The 21,706-nt window shown below is 57.4% G+C and carries 17 protein-coding genes; 13 read left to right on the forward strand and 4 right to left on the reverse strand.

Features of this window, described 5'->3' with window-relative positions:
* The first annotated feature begins 411 nt into the window (after positions 1-411).
* From pyrR to GJT30_01625, 9 genes are all read left to right on the forward strand, one after another.
* Positions 412-948, forward strand: coding sequence for a bifunctional pyr operon transcriptional regulator/uracil phosphoribosyltransferase PyrR (gene pyrR, locus GJT30_01585; GenBank protein MSM38302.1), 537 nt, complete (start codon positions 412-414; stop codon positions 946-948).
* Between the two features lie 11 nt (positions 949-959).
* Positions 960-1,895, forward strand: a complete 936-nt coding sequence (locus GJT30_01590; protein MSM38303.1) for an aspartate carbamoyltransferase catalytic subunit — start codon at positions 960-962, stop codon at positions 1,893-1,895.
* 65 nt (positions 1,896-1,960) lie between these two features.
* Positions 1,961-3,238 carry an amidohydrolase family protein gene (locus tag GJT30_01595; GenBank protein MSM38304.1) on the forward strand — a complete coding sequence of 426 codons (1,278 nt, stop codon included), beginning with the start codon at positions 1,961-1,963 and terminating at the stop codon, positions 3,236-3,238.
* A 27-nt stretch (positions 3,239-3,265) separates the two neighbouring features.
* Positions 3,266-4,387 (forward strand): glutamine-hydrolyzing carbamoyl-phosphate synthase small subunit, encoded by a 1,122-nt coding sequence (carA, locus tag GJT30_01600; protein MSM38305.1) that lies wholly within the window; start codon positions 3,266-3,268, stop codon positions 4,385-4,387.
* Positions 4,388-4,508: 121 nt separating this feature from the next.
* Positions 4,509-5,444: a radical SAM protein gene (locus GJT30_01605; protein MSM38306.1), complete on the forward strand. Its 936-nt coding sequence runs from the start codon at positions 4,509-4,511 to the stop codon at positions 5,442-5,444.
* Positions 5,441-5,767, forward strand: coding sequence for a hypothetical protein (locus GJT30_01610; protein ID MSM38307.1), 327 nt, complete (start codon positions 5,441-5,443; stop codon positions 5,765-5,767). The genes GJT30_01605 and GJT30_01610 overlap by 4 nt, the downstream gene beginning before the upstream one ends.
* Positions 5,768-5,781: 14 nt before the next feature.
* Positions 5,782-9,030 (forward strand): carbamoyl-phosphate synthase large subunit, encoded by a 3,249-nt coding sequence (gene carB / locus GJT30_01615; protein MSM38308.1) that lies wholly within the window; start codon positions 5,782-5,784, stop codon positions 9,028-9,030.
* Positions 9,031-9,116: 86 nt separating this feature from the next.
* Complete coding sequence (gene greA / locus GJT30_01620) at positions 9,117-9,593, forward strand: transcription elongation factor GreA (protein ID MSM38309.1); 477 nt, start codon at positions 9,117-9,119, stop codon at positions 9,591-9,593.
* Between the two features lie 71 nt (positions 9,594-9,664).
* Entirely contained in the window at positions 9,665-9,862 is a 198-nt protein-coding gene (locus tag GJT30_01625) for a DUF1858 domain-containing protein (protein ID MSM38310.1), read from the forward strand.
* A 102-nt stretch (positions 9,863-9,964) separates the two neighbouring features.
* Here the strand turns inward: GJT30_01625 and GJT30_01630 are convergent, their stop codons facing one another.
* On the reverse strand, positions 9,965-11,857 hold the full coding sequence (locus GJT30_01630; GenBank protein ID MSM38311.1) for a DUF4062 domain-containing protein: 1,893 nt from the start codon (positions 11,855-11,857) through the stop codon (positions 9,965-9,967).
* Between the two features lie 120 nt (positions 11,858-11,977).
* Positions 11,978-12,517 carry a hypothetical protein gene (locus GJT30_01635; GenBank protein ID MSM38312.1) on the reverse strand — a complete coding sequence of 180 codons (540 nt, stop codon included), beginning with the start codon at positions 12,515-12,517 and terminating at the stop codon, positions 11,978-11,980.
* Positions 12,518-12,521: 4 nt separating this feature from the next.
* On the opposite strand from GJT30_01635, the gene GJT30_01640 reads away from it, so the two are divergent.
* On the forward strand, positions 12,522-12,716 hold the full coding sequence (locus GJT30_01640; protein ID MSM38313.1) for a hypothetical protein: 195 nt from the start codon (positions 12,522-12,524) through the stop codon (positions 12,714-12,716).
* A gap of 197 nt (positions 12,717-12,913) precedes the next feature.
* Here GJT30_01640 and GJT30_01645 read toward each other — a convergent pair whose 3' ends face one another.
* Positions 12,914-14,425 carry a response regulator gene (locus GJT30_01645; protein ID MSM38314.1) on the reverse strand — a complete coding sequence of 504 codons (1,512 nt, stop codon included), beginning with the start codon at positions 14,423-14,425 and terminating at the stop codon, positions 12,914-12,916.
* A 608-nt stretch (positions 14,426-15,033) separates the two neighbouring features.
* Here GJT30_01645 and GJT30_01650 point away from each other — a divergent pair.
* The 3 genes from GJT30_01650 (at position 15,034) to GJT30_01660 (ending at position 20,197) form a co-directional block, all read left to right on the forward strand.
* On the forward strand, positions 15,034-17,637 hold the full coding sequence (locus tag GJT30_01650; protein MSM38315.1) for a CxxxxCH/CxxCH domain-containing protein: 2,604 nt from the start codon (positions 15,034-15,036) through the stop codon (positions 17,635-17,637).
* A 140-nt stretch (positions 17,638-17,777) separates the two neighbouring features.
* Positions 17,778-19,139 (forward strand): hypothetical protein, encoded by a 1,362-nt coding sequence (locus tag GJT30_01655; GenBank protein MSM38316.1) that lies wholly within the window; start codon positions 17,778-17,780, stop codon positions 19,137-19,139.
* A 107-nt stretch (positions 19,140-19,246) separates the two neighbouring features.
* Positions 19,247-20,197 (forward strand): divergent polysaccharide deacetylase family protein, encoded by a 951-nt coding sequence (locus tag GJT30_01660; GenBank protein MSM38317.1) that lies wholly within the window; start codon positions 19,247-19,249, stop codon positions 20,195-20,197.
* 3 nt (positions 20,198-20,200) lie between these two features.
* Here the strand turns inward: GJT30_01660 and GJT30_01665 are convergent, their stop codons facing one another.
* Positions 20,201-21,607, reverse strand: coding sequence for an AAA family ATPase (locus GJT30_01665; protein ID MSM38318.1), 1,407 nt, complete (start codon positions 21,605-21,607; stop codon positions 20,201-20,203).
* Positions 21,608-21,706 lie beyond the last annotated feature (99 nt).

The following is a 21,706-nucleotide window of genomic DNA, read 5'->3' on the forward strand; positions in this document are numbered from 1 at the left end:
ATTGATGAAGACAATCAAATGAAAGTCAGTAATATGATTTTGATGTGTAAATGGACAAAATCAGGGGAATATGCCGCAAAAACAGCTAGGCTCGACGAGATCTCCCTGTATCATGAATAAGAGATGCTTATGAGGGAGGGTTCATCAAACCCCTTTTTTGCTCGGCGAATACATGGAGCAGCAGGGTAAAACTCCCTTGACTCAGAAGATCGGACATGGTATTTTGCCTCGCGAATCAGTACGGCCCTTTTTAATTTAACCCTGCGAGGTTAGAAAAGGTGGCACTTGTGGATAATTCGACAGTTATGTCCGTATCATTCCAGGGCCTTTCTACCTTTTCTGGTGGAAGGGCCTTTTTTGCGCCTGTCGATCTGATCTGTTTCGCTGGATACTGGAAGAAAGGGGGGCATCGTGGCTGAAGAAACAACGGTTATTCTCGATGGAACCGGGACGCGTCGTGCGTTGACCCGTATCGCACACGAAATCCTGGAGCGCAACAAGGGAGTAGGGGAACTGGTACTGGTAGGGATCAGGACCGGCGGGGTGCACATTGCCCGCGAGATAGCCCGCAGGCTCGAAGAGATCGAGGGGGAGGCGGTACCGGTGGGTGAGGTCGACATCACCCTCTATCGCGACGATATCAAGGGGCATGCCGCGCACCTGCCGGTGGGGAAGACCCATATCCCGTTCACGCTGGAAGGGCGCCGGGTGGTGCTGGTGGACGATGTCCTCTACACCGGACGGACCATCCGCGCAGCCATGGATGCCCTCATGGACCATGGCCGGCCGACCTGCATCCAGCTGGCGGTCCTGATCGATCGGGGCCACCGCGAACTGCCGATCAGGGCCGACTTTGTCGGGCGCAACGTGCCGACCAGCCTCAAGGAGAGCATCCAGGTGCAGTTCGACGCCGATAACAGACCAACTGACGTTGTTCTACAGAAATAGGGGAGGGAAGGATGGGATTCAAGCACAAAGACATCATAGCCCTGCGAGACCTGACCAAGGAAGAGATCCTGCTGCTTCTGGACACAGCCGAGAACATGCGGGAGATCAACAGCCGCGACATCAAGAAGGTACCGACCCTGCGCGGCAAGACCATCATCAACCTCTTCTACGAGGCATCGACCCGGACCCGTACCTCCTTCGAGATTGCCGCCAAGCGGCTCTCAGCCGATGCCGTGAATATCTCTCCCTCCACCAGCTCGGCCACCAAGGGGGAGACCCTTCTGGACACGGCCAAGAACCTGATGGCCATGAAACCCGATATCATCGTCATGCGGCACGCCATATCCGGGTCGCACTATTTCCTCGCCCAGCGTCTCCCCTGCTCCATCATCAATGCCGGTGACGGTGCCCACGAGCACCCCTCCCAGGGGCTTCTGGACATGCTGACCATCAGGGACAAATTCGGCACCCTCGAAGGGCTCAAGGTGGCCATCGTCGGTGACGTGACCCACAGCCGGGTGGCCCGTTCCGATATCCAGGGGCTCACCAAGATGGGGTCCACGGTCTTTCTCGCCGGGCCGCCGACCATGATCCCGCCCGGTGCCGAGCAACTCGGCAACGTGAAGGTTTGCGACACCATGCGCGAGGCGATCGACGGCGCCGATGTGGTGATGATGCTCCGGATCCAGCTGGAGCGCCAGGGCAAGACCCTGCTGCCGACCATGAAGGAATATTCCCGCTATTTCGGGCTCAACCCGGAAAACCTCAAGCTGGCCAAGAAGGACGCCATGGTCATGCATCCCGGCCCGATCAACCGCGGGGTGGAACTGTCGTCCTACGTGGCCGACTGCGACCAGTCCCATATCCTCAAGCAGGTGGAAAACGGCGTGGCCGTGCGGATGGCGATGCTGTATCATGTGAGCGGCGGCGAACTTGCCACGGAGTGAGATGAGGCAGGTTGAGACTGCTGTGAGTGAAGCGAACGGAAACCTAATTCAATAGGGGTGATCATATGAATCTGCTGATACAGGGCGGCCGGGTCATCGACCCGACACAGAATATCGACGATACCCTCGACATCCTGGTGGAACAGGGAGTGATCAAGGAGATGGGGAAGGGTCTGAAGGTCCCTGCAGGGGCTGACATCATCGATGCCAGGGGGTGTTATGTCACGCCGGGGCTCATCGACATGCATGTCCACCTGCGCGACCCGGGGCTGGAATACAAGGAGGATATCGCCTCCGGAACCCGTGCGGCAGCTGCCGGCGGCTTCACCTCGGTGGTCTGCATGCCCAACACCAGCCCGGTGAACGACAACAAGGCGATCACCACCTACATCGTTGCCAAGGCCAAGGCCGAAGGGGCGGTCAATGTCTTCCCCATCGGTTCCATTACCAAGGGGAGCAAGGGTGAAAGCCTCGCCGAGATGGGCGAACTGAAGGAAGCGGGATGCGTGGCGGTTTCCGACGACGGTCATCCGGTTGCCAATGCCGAACTGATGCGCCGCGCCCTGGAGTACGCCAGGGGGATGGGGATCATGGTCATCTCCCATGCCGAGGAAAAGGCCCTCGTGGGCGAAGGGGTGATGAACGAGGGGTTCGTCGCCACTGAACTCGGGCTGAAGGGGATCCCGTGGGCTGCCGAGGATGTGGCGATCGCCCGCGACGTCTACCTTGCCGAGTTCACCAATTCGCCCGTCCACATTGCCCATGTTTCCACCAAGGGCTCCGTCCGGGTCATCCGCAACGCCAAGGCCCGTGGGGTCCGGGTCACCTGCGAGACCGCACCCCATTACTTTTCCCTCACCGACGATGCCGTGCGGGGTTACAACACCAATGCCAAGATGAACCCGCCGCTCAGGTCCGCAGAGGACCAGGCAGCCATCAAGGAAGGGCTGAAAGACGGCACCATCGACGCCATTGCCACCGACCATGCCCCCCATCACCTGGACGAGAAGGAGATCGAATTCAACCTGGCCATGAACGGCATCATCGGCCTGGAGACCTCGCTCCCCCTGTCGCTCAAGCTGGTTGAGGACAAGGTGCTGACACTTTTGCAACTGGTGGAGAAAATGGCGGTTAACCCGGCCAGAATACTCGGCCTTGATCGCGGCACTCTCAAGTCCGGAGCGCCGGCGGACATCACCGTGATCGACCCCAACGCCACCTGGACGGTCGAGGAGGCGCAGATCGTCTCCAAGTCGAAAAACTCACCGTTCATCGGACAAGAGATGAAGGGGGCCGCGGCGTACACCATCGTCGCCGGGAAAGTCGTGTTCAAACGAGATTGACGATAATCGATACATGGGAGCATGTTCATGAAAGCAGTACTGGCGCTCACTGACGGGCGCATGTTTGTGGGAAAATCATTCGGTGCGACCGGTGAAGCAACCGGCGAGGTGGTCTTCAATACCGCCATGACCGGCTACCAGGAGGTGTTGACCGATCCTTCCTACAAGGGGCAGATGGTCACCATGACCTATACCCAGATCGGCAACACCGGCATCAACCCGGAAGATATCGAGAGCTCCCAGCTTTTTCTCTCCGGGTTCATCGTCAGGGAATACTTCGAGCAGTATTCCAACTGGCGGGCCACCATGAGCCTCGATGCCTACCTGAAGGAAAACGGGGTGGTTGGGATCCAGGGGATCGATACCCGTGCGCTCACCCGGCACCTGCGGGACAAGGGGGCGCAGAACGGCATCATCTCCACCGTCGACTTCGATCCGGCGAGCCTGGCGCATAAACTCCGGGCTGTCCCCTCCATGGCCGGGCTCGACCTGGCCAGCGGCGTGACCTGCGACAAGCCGTATCACTGGAGCGAAAAGCTCTGGGAACTGGGAGTTGGCTATACTCAGGCGACGGCAGAGGAGCTGAAGTATAAGGTCGTTGCCTACGATTTCGGCATCAAATACAACATCCTGCGCTGCCTGGTCTCGGCCGGGTGCGACGTGACCGTGGTTCCTGCCTCGTTCCCGGCGGAAGAGGCTCTGGCCATGAACCCGGACGGCATCTTCCTCTCCAATGGTCCGGGCGACCCCGAACCGCTGGTGCAGGTGCAGGAAATTATTCGGAAATTCATCGGCAAGAAGCCGATCTTCGGCATCTGCCTCGGCCACCAGCTCATGGGCCTGGCGCTGGATGGCAAGACCGTCAAACTCCCTTTCGGCAACCACGGCTCCAATCTGCCGGTGATGGATGCGTCGACCGGCAAGGTGGAGATCACGGCCCAGAACCATGGCTTCTGTGTCGATCTCGACTCGGTGGCAGAGGTCTGCGAACTGGGCCACCAGAACCTGAACGACCAGACCGTGGAAGGTATCCGGCACAAGACCCTGCCGATCTTCTCGGTGCAGCATCACCCCGAGGCATCGCCGGGACCGCATGATTCGCAGTATCTGTTTGCGCGGTTCGTGGAACTGATGGAGCAGCACAGATAACGGCTGCCGCTTTTCCGCAATCTCTGCGTTGCCCGGCGGGAATTCGTTGTGCGGCGTAGCGCTGCTACGCCTCCGCCGATCCCCTTGGGCGCCTTGACCTTGCGAAAAATCGACACCCGGAATGTATATGGCACGTTATCAGGTTCTTTTCGAGACAGGTGAGCTGCGTCTTCGGGTCAGGGCCGCCTACAGTCGCCTGCGGGCCTGCGACCTCTGCCCGCACCGGTGTGGCGTGGACCGGATGCGGGGAGAGCGGGGGAAGTGCGGAGCAGGGCTTTTGCCGCGGATCGCCTCAGCCAACCTGCATCGGGGGGAGGAACCCCCCATCTCCGGGACCAGGGGGTCGGGGACGATCTTCTTTTCAGGCTGCACCCTGGCCTGCCGCTTCTGCCAGAACTTTCCCATCAGCCAGCTGGGAAGCGGCACGGAGCTGACCACGCGGGAACTGGCCGGAAAGTTGCTCCGCCTGCAGCGCCAGGGGGCGCACAACATCAACGTCGTCACGCCGACCCATTTTCTGCCCCAGATCCTGGCCGCCCTTTACCTGGCGCTGCCGCAGGGGTTCAACCTGCCGCTGGTCTGGAACTCCAGCGGCTATGAACTGGTCAGTGCTCTGCAACTGCTTGACGGAGTGGTGGATATCTACCTTCCGGATATGAAATACAGCGACGATGACGAGGCACTGAAACTCTCCGGGGCACCCGGCTACCCGGAGATCAATCGTGCGGCAGTAGCGGAGATGCTCCGACAGGTCGGTCACCTGCGGGTCGATGTCGACGGGATTGCTCTGCAGGGTCTGATCATCCGCCATCTGGTGCTTCCCGGTGGCAGGGCAGGCAGCCGGGAGACGCTGCGCTGGATTGCCGACCACCTGGGGAGCGAGACCCACCTGGCGTTGATGAGCCAGTACTTCCCGGCCCACAAAGCGAGGGAGACGGCTGGCATAGATCGGCCCATTACCGTTGAAGAATACGATGCGGCCGTAGAGGCACTGGAAGAGGCGGGGCTGGAAAACGGCTGGGTTCAGGAGTTGGACGAGGAGCGGCTTCCCGTATGAGGACGGTGGTGCTCCTGGTTATCTCCAACATCTTCATGACCTTTGCCTGGTACGCCCACCTGCGCAACCTGCGGACCAGGCACTGGATGATAGCCGTCCTGGTCTCCTGGGGGATCGCCTTCTTCGAATACCTGGTACAGGTGCCGGCGAACCGGATCGGTTACGGCAGGTTTTCCCTGGCCCAGTTGAAGATCATCCAGGAGGTCATTACCCTCAGCGTCTTTATCCCCTTTGCGGTCTTCTACATGGGGACCCCGTTGAAGCTCGATTATCTCTGGGCCGGCGTCTGTCTTGCCGGAGCGGTATTCTTTATTTTCAGATAGCACAAGGAGCAGCAATGCCAAAACGAACGGATATCCATAAGATCCTCATCATCGGCGCCGGCCCGATCATCATCGGCCAGGCGTGCGAGTTCGACTACTCCGGAACCCAGGCCTGCAAGGCGCTGAAGGAGGAGGGGTTCGAGGTGGTGCTCTTGAACAGCAACCCGGCCACCATCATGACCGACCCTGATTTTGCCGACCGGACCTACGTGGAGCCGGTGACCCAGGAGATCCTGGCCAAGATCATCGAAAAGGAGCGTCCCGACGCGATCCTGCCGACCCTGGGGGGGCAGACTGCCCTCAATACCGCGGTTGCGGTAGCGGAGATGGGGGTACTGGAGAAGTTCGGGGTCGAACTAATCGGCGCCAAGCTGCCTGCCATCAAGAAGGCCGAAGACCGCACCCTGTTCAAGGCTGCCATGGAGAAGATCGGCCTGGCCGTGCCCCGCTCCGGGTTCGCCCACAACTACCAGGAGGCGATGGAGGTGGTGAAGCTCGTCGGCTTCCCGGCCATCATCCGCCCTTCCTACACCCTTGGCGGCACCGGCGGCGGGATAGCCTACAACATGGAAGAGTACGAGAAGATGGCCATCGCCGGCATCGATGCCTCTCCCACGGACGAGATCCTGGTGGAGGAGTCGGTCATCGGCTGGAAGGAGTATGAGCTGGAGGTGATGCGCGACACCGCCGACAACGTGGTGATCATCTGCTCCATCGAAAACTTCGACCCGATGGGGGTCCATACCGGCGACTCCATCACCGTGGCCCCGGCCCAGACCCTCACCGACAAGGAGTACCAGATCCTGCGCGACGCCTCGCTGAAGATCATCCGCGAGATCGGCGTCGATACCGGCGGCTCCAACATCCAGTTCGGCATCAATCCCCGGGACGGCCGACTGGTGGTCATCGAGATGAATCCCCGTGTCTCCCGTTCCTCGGCGCTGGCATCAAAGGCTACCGGTTTCCCCATTGCCAAGATCGCGGCCAAGCTGGCCGTCGGATACCGGCTCGACGAGATCACCAACGACATCACCCGGGAGACTCCGGCCTGCTTCGAGCCGACCATCGACTACGTGGTGACCAAAATTCCCCGTTTTACCTTCGAGAAATTCCCGGCCGCCGACGCCACCCTCACCACCCAGATGAAATCGGTGGGTGAGGTCATGGCCATCGGCAGGACCTTCAAGGAGTCTTTTCAGAAGGCGCTCCGCTCTTTGGAGATCGGCTCTTGCGGGCTGGAGTCTCGGATGTACGACATCACCGACGAAACTCGCCGGGCGCTCTCTACCAAGGAGCAGCAGCTCATCAACGACAAGCTCCGCACTCCAAACTGGGAGCGGCTCTGGTATTTGGGCGATGCCTTCCGCAGCGGCATGAGTGTGGAGGATATCTTCGGGATCACTGCCATCGACCCCTGGTTTCTCCACAACATCCGCCAGATCATCGAGATGGAGGAGAAGCTGAAGCAGGTTAAGGTCGAGGTTGAGGACAAGGATAATCTGCACGGCATCATCCGTGACGCAAAGCGTTACGGCTTCTCCGACAAGTTCCTTGGCAGCCTCTGGAAGATGAACGAGGAGGAGGTCAGGCAGCTTCGATTGTCGCTGGGGATCAAGCCGGTCTTCAAAAGGGTCGACACCTGCGCCGCCGAGTTTGTCGCGTACACTCCCTATCTCTATTCCACCTACGAGGAGGAGTGCGAGGCAGAGGTGAGCACACGGAAGAAGATCATGATCCTGGGCGGCGGACCGAACCGGATCGGCCAGGGGATCGAGTTCGACTACTGTTGCGTTCACGGCGTCTTTGCACTGGCAGAGGACGGCTTCGAGACCATCATGGTCAACTGCAACCCCGAGACGGTCTCCACCGACTATGACACCTCCGACCGGCTCTATTTCGAGCCGCTTACCTACGAGGATGTCCTTTCCATTGTCGATATCGAGAAGCCGGACGGGGTCATCGTCCAGTTTGGCGGCCAGACACCGCTCAAGCTGGCCGTGCCGCTGGAGAAGGCAGGGGTTCCGATCATCGGCACCTCGCCGGATGCCATCGACCGGGCCGAGGACCGGGAACGGTTCCAGCAGATGCTGCACAAGCTCGACCTCAAGCAGCCGGAGAATGGCATTGCCCGCTCCTTTGAAGAAGCTGAAAAGGTGGCCGACCGGATCAGCTATCCGGTGGTGGTCCGTCCTTCCTATGTCCTCGGCGGCCGGGCCATGGAGATCGTCTACGACGTGGACGGGCTGCGTCGCTACATGACTACCGCGGTCCAGGCCTCGCCCGAGCACCCGATCCTGATCGACAAGTTCCTGGACGAGGCGATCGAAATTGACGTGGATGCCCTCTGCGATGGCACGGACGTGGTCATCGGCGGCATCATGGAGCATATCGAGGAAGCTGGTATCCACTCCGGCGATTCCGCCTGCAGCCTGCCGCCCTATTCCATTTCAAGGGAGATCGTGGCTGAGATCAAGCGCCAGACCTCCCTCATGGCACTTGAATTGAACGTCAAAGGGTTGATGAACGTCCAGTATGCCGTCAAGGACGGCACCATCTTCATTCTTGAGGTCAACCCGCGGGCCTCGCGAACCGCGCCGTTCGTCTCCAAGGCCACCGGCCGCCCCCTGGCCAAGATCGCTGCCCGCATCATGGCCGGCAAAAGCCTGAAGGAGCAAGGGATCACCGGCGATATCGAGCCGCGGCACGTGGCGGTCAAGGAGTCGGTCTTCCCCTTTGTCAAGTTCCCGGGAGTCGACACCATTCTCGGCCCCGAGATGAAATCGACCGGCGAGGTCATGGGGATCGACGATACCTTTGCCAAGGCCTTTGCCAAGGCCCAGCTCGGGGCAGGGGTCAGGCTTCCCACCAGCGGCAACATCTTCATCAGCGTCAGGGATGCGGACAAAAAACATGTTGTCTCCATAGCCCAAAAGCTCTATAATGCCAACTTTCAGCTGCTTGCAACCCGTGGAACCGCGTCGTTCCTGCAGGAAAAGGGTGTCAAGGTCAGGGTGATCAACAAGGTGCTGGAAGGGCGGCCGCATATCGTCGATTCCATCAAGAACGGCGAGATCGCCATGGTGATCAACACCACCCAGGGTGCCCAGGCTGTTGCGGATTCCTTTTCCATCCGGCGCAATGCCCTTATGCACAATGTCACCTATTTCACTACCGTTTCTGGTGCGCGGGCGGCGGTCGACGGTATCCTCGCCATCATGCAGGAGGAGCTGGACGTAAAACCGCTGCAGGAGTATCTGCGCTAGCAGGCCATTCATAATCGAGAGACATTTCGACCGGGGCGGCCTCATATACTGGCTGCCCCGGCGGTTTTCAAAGGAGTTGTTGTTTCATGTCCCATTCGGTACCCATGACCAAAGAGAGTTTCGAGTCACTGCAGGAGGAGCTGAAGCGCCTGATCCGCGAGGAGCGTCCGCGTGTCATCCAGGATATCGCCGAGGCCCGCGGCCACGGCGATCTCTCCGAGAACGCCGAGTACGACGCCGCCAAGAACCGTCAGAGCTTTATCGAGGGTCGGATCCAGGAACTGCAGGACAAACTGGCCAGGGCCTACGTGGTCGATCTCACGAATCTGAAACCGGACAAGGTGGTGTTCGGTGCCACTGTGACCCTTTACGATACGGCAACCGAGGAAGAGGTGACCTACCGGATCGTCGGCGAGGACGAGGCTGATATCAAGTTGGGGAAGATGTCCTGTACCTCGCCGGTCGGCAAGGCGCTCATCGGCCACAAACTGGATGATACGGTCAAGGTCAAGGTTCCGGCAGGACTCAAGGAATACGAGATCATCGATATCAAATACGAGTAGTCCGCCACGTGCAGGGGGCCTTTTTAGGGTTTTCCCTTCCGCGGTAACGATTTCAAGAGAGAGGTACTGAGATGAGTGAGCGGTTCAACAAGGACATGACCTTTGCCCAGGCCCTTCAGGCAAGCCCCGAAGTAGCCAAGGTGCTGCGCAAGTACAACCTGGGGTGTATCGGCTGCATGGGTGCCCAGAACGAGACCCTGGAACAGGGCTGCTCCGCCCATGGCCTTGACGTTAACGAGATACTGAAAGACCTGAACGAACTCCCCTAGGCACGGGGCAGTCTTTACACTGCAGATGAAAAAGGGAATGCCGATGCCGGCGTTCCCTTTTTTTGTACGCAATCGGACGTCACCTGCTTATCCGGTGCAGATTCAGGAAATGGCAATGCCTGCTGCGCTCTCCACCACCTGCTTGATGATGCTCCCCTTGATCGGCACCAGGAGTTCTCTCGTTTCTTCGGGATATTTGTCGACAACAAACAGGTGATTCAGTTCCGAGACTGCCAGATCCACTTCCCGGGTGACAAAGCAGAGGATAAGGCTGAAATAGGTACTCACCCGGTCGAAGGGGAGGGTGATCATGACCTGGTTGAAGCTGTGGATGCCCAGCGCATCCAGGAGCTTGACCGCTATGGTCTCCGCAATGGAGAGCGAGGTGATCTCTTCCTCCGACAGGGCCAGATAATGGGTTATGCCCGGCTTCTTGACCATGATCTGCAGTTCGTGGATGGAGATCTGACCGTAGGGGACGTAGAGTACGACATGGTCGTCCTCGTGGATCACCATCTGCTCGCGTCGCAGAAACTGCAGGTAGGCATTGAGATAGCCCCCCTTCACCTCTATCCGTCGGCAAAGTTCATCCAGATGGTTACCGAGATTGACCGAACCGGGCGCCATGCCCCAGATCTGCTTGTGCACATGGGTGATGCTCGCACCTGCCGAGGTGCGGGTACGGGTTCCCATGACCAGATGCCGGATGGACGAATTCAGCCCTATGAACACACCGGCCGGTGCGGGGAGCCACTTGCCGGCCTTCTGTTCCCGTTTGAGGAATCGCCAGATGGTATGGTTCATGTCGTAGATATCCGGCAGTTCCAGGTCCTGCCAGGCGTGAATCGGCTGGGCTGGGAAGGCGATGTAATGGAAATAGGGGCCGTAGGGGAAATCGTTGGCGATGATAAAGGTCTTGTCCGATCCTGAACGGAGATCCCGCAGGAACCTGAACCTGTCCTGGCAGAACTTGCATTCCTTCTGTTGCAGGTCGCTGCTGGCAGAGGGATTTTTTGCCGTAATCGACCGCACCTGGGGATCGGTGTCGTTTTCGTAGATGAAGTCGAGTATCTTCTGGTCGGTGGTGAGTTCTGCCAGGACCATGCGGATCCACCGGTATCCCTCGACCTGGAGAAAAGGGTACATGCTTTTGACGCTGCCCAGGTCCAGGATAGTCAGGTCCGGTATGGCGGTCGGGTTTCCCGCCTGCCGTAGCGACCGGGTTTCGCCGATCTGGATATCGAAGGGGCGGATCGGGTCTTTGGATATGAGGATAAAATTGGATTTGAGCTCATCCACTCCCTCTTTGCCGGCAATGTAGCCGGAAGTGGTTTGGATCCTGGCTCGATAGAAGGTCTGTTTCTCTACATGATTGTTGGGTTTGAAAGAAGACGCGACCCCGATTGCGTCCCAGACCTGTTCAACCTTTTCAATATCCGTATTCTCCACGTTGATCGATTTCGGCACCGTGGTCTTGTTCAGGAGCTTTCTGACAATATGTTCCAGGTCGTCTCGGACCAGGCGTTCAAAATCGATCGGCTCGTGGTACAGGGTATATTTCAGCTTGGAACTCAGCTCTTCCCTGAATCTGATGACCTTCAGGAGTTGTTCCGCAGCGTCTGCATTGCGGGGAACAGAGGTGTTTTCCCTGAAATAAAAGAGTATCTCAGCAACACTGCCGTTTGACTTCCACGATTCATAGGCGGACTTGAGCTCTTCCTGGGTGCCGGACTCGGCATTCGAGGTGGGGCTGCCGAACCGTTCCCACATGATCCCCAGAAAGATGTCATACGGGCCGACATGGGAGTTGATGGTTTCCTGCACGCTCCCAGCACAGGGGGGGATGTCCTCCCATCTCTTAACCTTGACGAACACCATCAGTTCGTCACCCAAGGTCTTGTTGATTCTTTGAACCACATCCTCAACGATATCACGTTCTGTGCTCACATCCCCGGGGGATGAAACAAAGACACAGATCTCTTTCTTTTCCCTCATGCATGTCCTCCAGACGCTCACCGGCAAGTTTTCATTACAGCTTACCAATACCTCACGTCTGGAGATAGATCAATAATAATTACACAGTGTTAAATATATTGTTCGGCAGGCTTTCCCTGTTTAATTTGCAACACCTATCGCCACCCTTACCTGATTGGTAAGCAGCACAGTTCCCAGAGTGGATGGATCCCAGCCGACTGCCTTTTGGATCAGCACCGGAGAATTTGCATTTTTCAGGCTGCCGAGAGTGATGTTCGTGTTCGGATCGACCGTACAGGCGAGACGAAGGAACTCACCGGATCGGTAGCTGTTGCTGGTTGTTGCCATGGAGAGGTGAGCCGTGCGGGTTGATGCGGAATAGCTGCCAAACGCCAGATTGGTCCCAGCAAGAGCAGAACCGGCTGTTATGGAAGCGATCTCGATCGGGCCTGATCCACCATTTGCAGTGGCAACGTTCATACCCACTGGCAGGGTGATGGAAAAATCAATCCCGCTGATCGAGGTTGGAAGCAGGGATGTGCTCATGGCGGTGAAGGCCAGCGTGGACGTACCTGCCGGGAAGATATAGCTGTCAGTGACCTGGCTGCTGTCGCTGCCGCCACAGCCTGACAGTGTCACCAATGAGAGTAGTATGCCGATCAACCTGAGTTTCAGAGACATCTTCATGAACAATCCTCCCGAGAGTGTTGTGGCAGCAGTGGGATCAGGGGAGCCCAACCGCTATGCACTGAATGATAATGGTGTCCTTGAGGTCGATTTTTCTTTACGAGATAAAATCAAAATAAATATCATTAAAATGTTTTGTGAATCTATAGCATCAAAAAACATAAAAACAAGCATATTTATGGAAAATACCTGATGTATGTATTTTGTAATATGTAAATTTAGATAGTTGGCGCTGTTTCAGTGGATTGACTTCAGGCATGGACTTGATTTTTGGGAAGAAAAATCCCCACCAGAGGTGAGGATCCTGTCAGCGGATTGAAGCCCGCATTATGCTGCGAGCTTTTTGAGCGAAGGTATTCGATCTGCCGGAGAAGGGAAGTTGCCTGACTTCTACAGCGTAAAATAGAAAGTTGCCCCCTTTTCGACCTCTCCCTCAGCCCAGATCCTGCCACCATGTCTCTGGATTATCCGTTGGGCTGTCGCGAGTTCGGTGCCGTTAACCGGTGAATCGTGGGGCGATGACAGGCGATAGAAGAGTTTGAAAAGCTTGTTCGCATATTTCATGTCAAAGCCGCAACCATTGTCTCTCACGAAATAGACAGACTTGCCGTTCGATTTCGCAATACCGAATTCGATTTGCGATGGAGTATGATTCTCTGTACTTTTCCAGGCGTTCATCAGCAAGTTTTCAAGCACTACTTTAAGAAGTACCTGGTCTCCTTTGACGACAATGTTTGGCGCAATGTAGAATTTGACCTCTCTTTCCAGGGAGGAGGATTTAAGACTGTTGGCGATGGACAACGCCAGCGCGCTCAGGTTGACGTCCTGTACCGACAGGCTTCTCCGGGTCAGTTGGCTCAAATTCAACAGGGTATCAATGATATGTTTGAGCTGGTGGCTGGTCTGGTTCATCCGGTTCAGGTAATCCTTCCCTGAATCATCGAGGGTGTCTTTCAGATCTTCGCATAACGCCTTGCTCAATCCCTGCAATCTTGACAGAGGTCCGCACAGTTCATGGGAAATGGCATCACAGAATTCATCCAGCTCCCTGTTGGTTGCCTCAAGGAGGGCAGTCCTGCGCAAGACCCTGTATTCGAGTTCTGCATTCAATTTGCGGATCTCTTCCTCTGCCTCCCTTTTCTTCGTGATGTCTTCGGAAAAGAGGATGAAATGGGAAACGTTATCCGTTGCATCCAGTACGGGTGAGACGCTAGTCTGCTCTATCAGGGCGTTGCCTTTGTTGTCCCGGATAATCAGTTCGCCTGCCCAGGACTGGCCTGTCATCAGCGCCTCGGAAAAACCGTTGAAGATTTCGGCCGAATTGTGATGAAAGAGTATTGAGACATGCTTGCCCAGAAGGTCTTTCTGGTTCAAACCACTTGCGGCAGCACCAAGTGAATTCACATACTGGATGCTTCCGGATGGGTCGGTGATGGTAATAATGCTGGGGCAATGTTCCATCACGTTGAGCAGGAGGGACGACTGGTTGACCTGATCTGCAAGGACACGTGCGTTCTCCAATTTTTTCGTGCAGCGAAGCAGAGTTGCTTCCAATGCTTCCGGGGATATCGGTTTCAAGAGATAATGGTCAATACCGATGTCGAACGACCGTATCAGGTACTCTGTCTCTTGTGTAGAGAGTGTGAGGATGATGGGGGTGCTTTCGCTGAAATTGCGCATCTGGAATGCCATATCCAGGCCATTCATCAATGGCAGCTCGATGCCGGTGATGACTATGTCAGGATTGATTTCGTTAAAGATGCGCAGCCCCTCCTGACCATTTTCTGCGACATACAGGAAAAAGCCGAGCTTGCTCAGCATTTTGGCAGTACGGGCAAAATAGGTAGGGTCATCTTCGACATACAGGACTGAATACATATGTGGTTGCCCGGTGGCTTTCATGGCTGCCTCTACAGGTGTGCTGCGTGTAATGGTTAAAAATAACAAAATATCAAATAGTTAACTATGGTATAGCAAGTTGGGTGCCACGGAGGCGTAATTTAAAAAAATAAAAATTGTGCATGATTCCAGACGATTAGCGTGTGAAGCTGCAGGTTCTTGATTGGAGGGATGCAAATATGTTCATATCTGGGGAGAAATGGGTGTTCAATATTAGGCTAATTCTCCCATTGAAGTCCTGTGTTGCGACTTCGTACATTGACGATCCTTCGGCCATGGGTATACACCTCGAACTGTTGCAGGATGGGGCCGAGTACAATATCTGATACTTTGGTGCCGTCCATCGTATAACCCTTATGCGGTCATGCCCTGTGATCTCAAGGGGTTCATCCCGTCGTAGGGAGTTTCATTACATTTTTGTTGAGATTGACGTTAAAAAGCTCTATTTTACGGGCACCTGAATCATTCTTTCTTGGAGGTGCGAATTGTCGGGGACCGGGAAGAGGGGGCTGTTTGTTCGCTTGCTGTTATTGTCATGCTGCGTACTGTTAGTCCATTCGGCAGCCGAGGCCGCCATTCAGTGCTATCAGTGCCACGGGACGCAAAACCCGGTGGACTATCGCCCGCTGGATGCGTCCTATCGCAATGTCACGACCGGCGGTTTTCAGGGGAACCACCGGTCACATCTGTCTGATATGAACGGTTTCCAGCAGTGCGAACGGTGCCATGCCGGCAGTTCTCTTTACACCCAGGGGCATCGGGACGGCAGTATCCAGCTATCGGCAAACCTGAACAATTCACCTGTCCGAGCCCTTTACGGCAACCGGACATCCGCGTTCCCCCAGACTGCCGCGCCCTCCTTGGATACCTGCAGCAACGTCAATTGCCACTTCGAAAGCATGACACCCCTATGGGGGAGTGCCCTGTTTACCTATCCCGGCGATTGCAGCGGTTGCCACGGGGCGCCACCCAATGGTGCGGGCAGCTCCGGGGCTGCAGGAAGTCACGCTCGCCATGACGACTATTTCCCCGGGGCAGCGCACTGCATCAAATGCCATCCCGGACACACGGCATTCGGCCATGCCACCAGTGCAGGCAGGCCGCTCATCGTCATTCCCAAGGACCCTGCAAATGTTCCGTTCGGCAGTTACTCCGGACCTGTGGGCGATTACCTGCCTAGTCAGGAGAACCGCTTCGGCAACTGCATGAACATCTATTGCCACAGCAACGGGACCTCGCTCTCCACCGGAACAATCCCTGCGCTCATAACACCCGCATGGGGCGGGACACCCCTTGCCTGCACCTCCTGCCATGCCTCCCCTCCCGATTACCCCAACGGCGCTCCCAAGGCGAACAGCCATGCCCGGCACCAGCAGAAAGGCTATGACTGCTCGGCCTGCCATTTTGGAACGACCGCGGACAATGCGACCATTTCAGGGCTTGATCGCCATGTGAACAAGGCATTTGACATCTCCTCCGGAACGGATGCTCTCTCCTACACCTTCGTACAGACCGGCGGCACCTGCTCGAACGGCTATTGCCACAGCAATGGCACTTCCGCTTCGACGGGGATCATACCTTCATACACATCTGCTTCCTGGGGATCCGGAACGCTTTCCTGTGCATCATGCCATGCATACCCGCCGGCGTACGCGAACAAGACGCCGAAGGCAAACAGCCATCCCAAGCACAACACGTACGGCTATGGGTGTGACAAGTGCCATTACAGCACTACTGCCGATGGCGTCACCATTAGCAATCAGGATAACCACGTTGACCGCAATTATGATGTGATGCCAGGGAACGGGCTCCAGTTCAGGTTTTCCTCGGCCAGTTCAGGCGGGTCCTGCTTTAACGCAAATTGCCACCATGACGGCACCGGGATTGCCACGGGAGTCATCACCAGTGTCACCGCCACCTGGGGGAAACCCATTGGCTGCAGCGGCTGCCATGCTGCCAGGCCGAGTTACGCCAGCGGCTCTCCCAAGGCCAACAGTCACATGTATCAGGCGCACAAGCTCAACTGCTCGGTCTGCCACAATGCTACGACAGCCAACGGCTCTTCCATAACGAATCTCGCCAATCATCTGAACGGCGCCTATGACATTGCTCCAAGCGGCTTAATAACGATGCAGTACACCTATGCTCCGTCGGGTGGCACCTGCACCAACACCAGTTGCCATGCCACCGCGGAAGGGGCCAGAATATGGGGCGCCCAGCCCGACAACTGCGACGGCTGCCACGAATCCCCGCCGAACACCCCTTCGCACACGAGGCATTTCAGCGGCACGGCCCTGCAGGCCAGTTACACCAGTGTAAGCATTGCCGGCGACACCTCGGCAGGGTATCTCTTCAACTGCGCCAACTGCCATCCCCGAGACATGGACATCTATCACCGGGACGGATTCGTTCAGGTCGAACTGTACGACCCGACTGCCCCCGAAGGAACGGTCAAGTCGCTCAATCCGCCCGAGGCAACGTATCTCTCCGGCAATGACGTGTTGTTCGACGGTCGCAATTACCCGTACACCAACGGTACCTGCAGCAGTGTCTACTGCCACAGTTACACCTCGTTTACCACCCCGACGGACTGCACCTTCACCAATGCATCGGGTGCCCGCTACTGTGACGATTATGCGACCGCCAATCTCGTTACGACACGGGTCTACCGGGACGTGCAGTGGAATTCACAGCTGCCGGCCGACTGTTCGGGCTGTCATGCCAACGCCCCCCGGAACGATTACACCACCAATGACGGCATGACCGGGGACAGCCATGCCTGGGGCAATCCCTGGGGGTACGAGCAGGGACACTTCAACAAGGAGTGGTTCGATATGAACCCGATCACCTGTTCCTTCTGCCACAACGATACGGTAAAAGTGCAGGCAGCATGGTGGCGCACACCGTCGCCGTACTATACCCATTTCAGCAGCATGCCGATCGCCAGCCATGCAAAGCACGTAAACGGCAGAAACGATGTCTCCTTCGATCAGACCCGCTCCTTTGCCCTGTCCAGGCCCGACTGGTTCGGCAACATGACCACCACCTACTGGCCGCTGTCTGGTGCCGCGTATGCGCCTGAAACCAAGACCTGTACGAATGTGTCGTGCCACATCGGCCAGGCCAGCGTGAAGTGGGGGAAACCCTATCGTGGCTACAAAGCCTGGTCAGGCATCGATTATGTCTGCTGGGAGTGCCACAACAGCGGTTATTGACCGTTTACCGCCACCATAAACGCACGAGGCTCCTTCCCGTCCGGGGAGGAGCCTCGTGCGTTTGGTGGACAAGCCATGGCAACTTGCGTATAATGAGACGTCTTTGAGGATGCTGTCCAATACCGTTTTCGAGGTGCCCGATGCGAAAAGCAGGCAAATCGGTCGTTTTCTGTATCCTGATTGGTGTGTTTGTGCTGATGGGTGGGTATGCGCAGGCTGCCAGCGTGGGGATAACTTCCGGGGGGGGAGGGGTCTTCTACCTCCAGGGTTATTCCATGGACGGCGTGGCCGGCATGTATATCACGGTTACCTATGACGCAAATTCCATCTCCAATCCTGCTGTCGTGCAGGGATCGCTCATATCCAACCAGGGAGGGTTCTTGTCTTCAAATACAGGCAAGACAGGGGCCATAACCATGGCTGCCATCACTTCGACATCATTCTCAGGGAACGGCGTTATCGCCACCATGACATTTACCAGGAACAGCAAGGTAGCGCTCAAGATACCGACGGTCACGGTGACGGGAATCAATTCAGCGACCAATCCTGTGGAAATTTCGACGGTTACCGAGACCACCGATTCTTCAGCATCAACGGGTGGTTCGACCGAGACCGTCATCCCCGTAAATAAGAACAACGACACCAATACGGAAAGCGGTTCAACCGATACTCCTCCGACCGGGACCGTGGCGGGCACTTGGCTCGGGAGCGTCAGCATATCCACCGGCACTCCCCTAGAAACAGAGAAGAAGGACGAGGTTAAGAAGCCGGAGGTCGCTGCAACGGATGCGCTCAAGGAGTCTTCCACCCCTGCTGAGACCGGTGATGGCGGGAGAGAGCAGGGGCAGCCTGGAGAGCCGAAGAGTGAGAAGGCAAAGGAACCCAAATTCCTTGCTTACAAGGGAGTCCTCGAAACACTCAAAACCTACACCGGGCCGCGCCAGCCGAAAGAGATCCTCGACCTCTTCGGTCAGCAGTCCAAGGGGTATCGGCAGGAGCCAGCAGTCTTTCTCGCCGACGGCAAGAAGGTGCTCAAGGTCAGATTGATGCCGCCGCACGATGCCGCGTCTGCTCCGAATGTGGCGATCAACAAGGAGGCGCAGCTCGTCTCTTTCCGCCGGGGGGATGAAAACAGCTGGGTGGTGGAGCTTCGCCCCAAAATAGGGGCCTACCAGGTGGTCCTGACCTATTTTATCGACGATATCATCACCGAGATCCCCCTGACCGTGGCGCCCCTGTTGGAGTCGTACAACGGCAAACCGTTTCCCAAGCTGACCGAAGCGGATTTCAGACAGTTTCTTGCCAGGGGGGGGACCCCGGCTGACCAGAAAGCCGCTGACTTGAACGGAGATGGGGCGGTGGATGCTGTCGATGACTATTTCTTTGCAGCAAACTATCTTGTCCAGACCGCTGCTGCCAAGCCGGCACCCAAGGAGCAGAAGGGGAATTCAGTCGGCGCAGCAGGAGAGCAGAAGGTGCAGCCGGCACAAAAGGCCCGCTGAGAAGGATACAGGGTAGCATTTGGGTGGCAGGCAGCCTGCCGGGAGGATCAGTCCGGCAGGCTGCCTGTGTGTCAAGGTTCAGGATCTGGAAGGGATAGTGAGGCACCATGAAGGCGAAGAAGCGTAATCGCACCAACAGGCGCAAACCGGCAGGAGGGAAGCGTCCGTTCGGCGCCCTGTTGCTGGTGGTGCTCCTGATTGTCTTGGTGGTGCTCTTGCTGGAGCAGCTCAGGGAACGGATGCCCGTTGAGGCACCTGTCCCTTCAACCCCGCAACAGAATGAACGCTACAAACTCCCCCCCCGCCAGACATATCACCCCGTCGAGCAACAGCCCTATACGTCGAGTTCTATCGATTCACTTCGAAAATATCCGCGAAAGAAACGGGTTCACGGGCCGGGTACGGTGGCGATCATCGTCGACGACATGGGATCGAGCATGCAGGAGGTGCGCGCACTCATGGCCATCAAGGTTCCGCTGACCTTCTCGCTTATCCCCGGTCTTGCCAAGGTACGCGATGTTGCAGAGGCGGCACGGTCGCAGGGGTACCCCGTCATGATCCATATTCCCATGGAGCCCCAGGGGTATCCGCACCAGCGTCTCGAAGCCAACGGGCTCCTGGTTGCCCAGAGCAACGAGGAGATCGCCCGTCGTATGAATGACTATATCCGGCTGCTGCCGCAGGCCGTGGGTGCCAACAACCATATGGGGTCGCGGTTCACCGAGGACAGGGACAAGATGAAGGTGGTGCTGAACCAGCTCAAGGCCCATTCGCTCTTTTTCGTCGACAGCAGAACCAGCCCCCGATCCGTCGGGATGGAGCTTGCGCGCGGCATGGCGCTGGATGCGGCCGGCCGGAACGTCTTTCTCGATAATGTCCAGGAAGTGGGGGCGATCAGAAGCCAGCTTGAACAGGTGGCTGCCCTGGCGCGCAAGCGGGGGAGCGCCATAGCCATTTGCCATCCCCACAAGGCGACGATCCAGGCCTTGTCTGCCGCATTGCCCGAGCTGCAGAAGGATGGCATCAACTTCGTCGGGGTATCGGAGCTGGTCAGGTAAGCGTCACTGCGTGACGGCGGGTGCGAGATGTTCCATGCACCGCTGGCGCAGTTTGCGGAAGCTGCGGTACGATTCTTCCTGCAGGATGGATTCCGGGGCACGGGGATTGATGGGGTGAACGATGAGAAAGCTCCCTTCCTGACCTAGGCCCTGTGCGCCAATGGTAACATTCACCAGGTGCGCCAGTCTCGCCTCCCGCCGATTCGTTATACTTCCCTCATATCCGTAACAGGCAATACGCTGGCGAATGATCTGCTTCCCGTCGGGATCGATCGCCATGAGTTCCATCTGGGCTGCCGCGCCGTTTTGCAAGGGCCGTATCAGAAACGTGGCAGATGCCGTGGCGTCGAGGAGTAGAGTGCTGAGCGGGTCCGAGGGGCTGAGACTGCTGCCGCTCGGCAGGAGCAGGGCGGTAATGAGGTCGGAAAAGCAGTCGCCGTTGATGAACCCTCGGCTGCTGCCGTCGCCGGTTTCGTAGTAAAGACCGGGTGGGTGGTTGACGTTGCCCAGCGACGGGCTGCCGCAGATGGGGCAATGCGGCTTGAGCGCGGCACGGCGGCTCGTAAAGGCTGCATTGCGTCGCTCATCCTCGGCATTCAGCCATGCGCTGAACTGCTGGGCGCGGGGTTCCTTGATGCCTCGGATTGCAGCCAGCATCAGCCGGGTGAGCTGCACGAACTGCCCGAAGACGTCGGTTCCCCGGGCGTGGGTCAGAATGGGGAAGATGCGGCCGTCCGGGTTGGTGTTGAGACTGTCTACCTTGGGGCTTTTCGCAATGTAGGTGTCGAGGCAGCGATAGCCGCGATTGATGGCAAACGCCTTCAGGAGGGTGCGCTGGTCCCTGAACATGCCGTCGAATTTCACGCGTGAATCCACCAGGCAGGGGATGAGTGCCAGGCTCTTTTTGTCCAGCCCCCTGCTGTCGAACAGGGTAAAGATGTTGCGGCAGTTCTCCAGCGACGCCATATCCTTGACCGGGATCAGGACCTGATCCGCGGCATAGAGCGCGTTCTGGGTCAGGATATCCAGTTCCGGCCGGGTATCGATGACAATGATGCCGGGGATGCAAGAGGTTGCCAGTAACCGGGCGAGAAACATCGGCCCCTGGACGGAACTGCGCAGCTCGGAGAGTACGTTGGAGGAGGGGATGTAATTCACGCCGTACTGGCCGGTATGCAAAAGGTCGCAGCCAGGCGTGCCGCCCAGGAGCTCGGCCACGGTGCCGTGGGGATGTTGACCGGGCAGCGCGAACATCTTGTCCACGGTGAAATGGTTGTCGAAGGAGAAGACAGTGACGGAGAGGTCCTCCCGCATGGCCTTGAGGAAGATCGCCAGGTTGGTGGCAAGGGTGGTCTTGCCGACCCCTCCCTTTTCCGAGGAGATGGTGATGACGTAGGGATGCTGTGACATGGGCGCATCATAGTATGATCGCCCGGTCGGGTCAACCTGATTGACGCACCCCGCACCCTGTGCTAGTGTCACGGCCACTGGCCGGCTTCTTCCCCCGGC

Source organism: Geobacter sp., from assembly GCA_009684525.1.
In the GTDB taxonomy this organism is placed as follows: domain Bacteria; phylum Desulfobacterota; class Desulfuromonadia; order Geobacterales; family DSM-12255; genus Geoanaerobacter.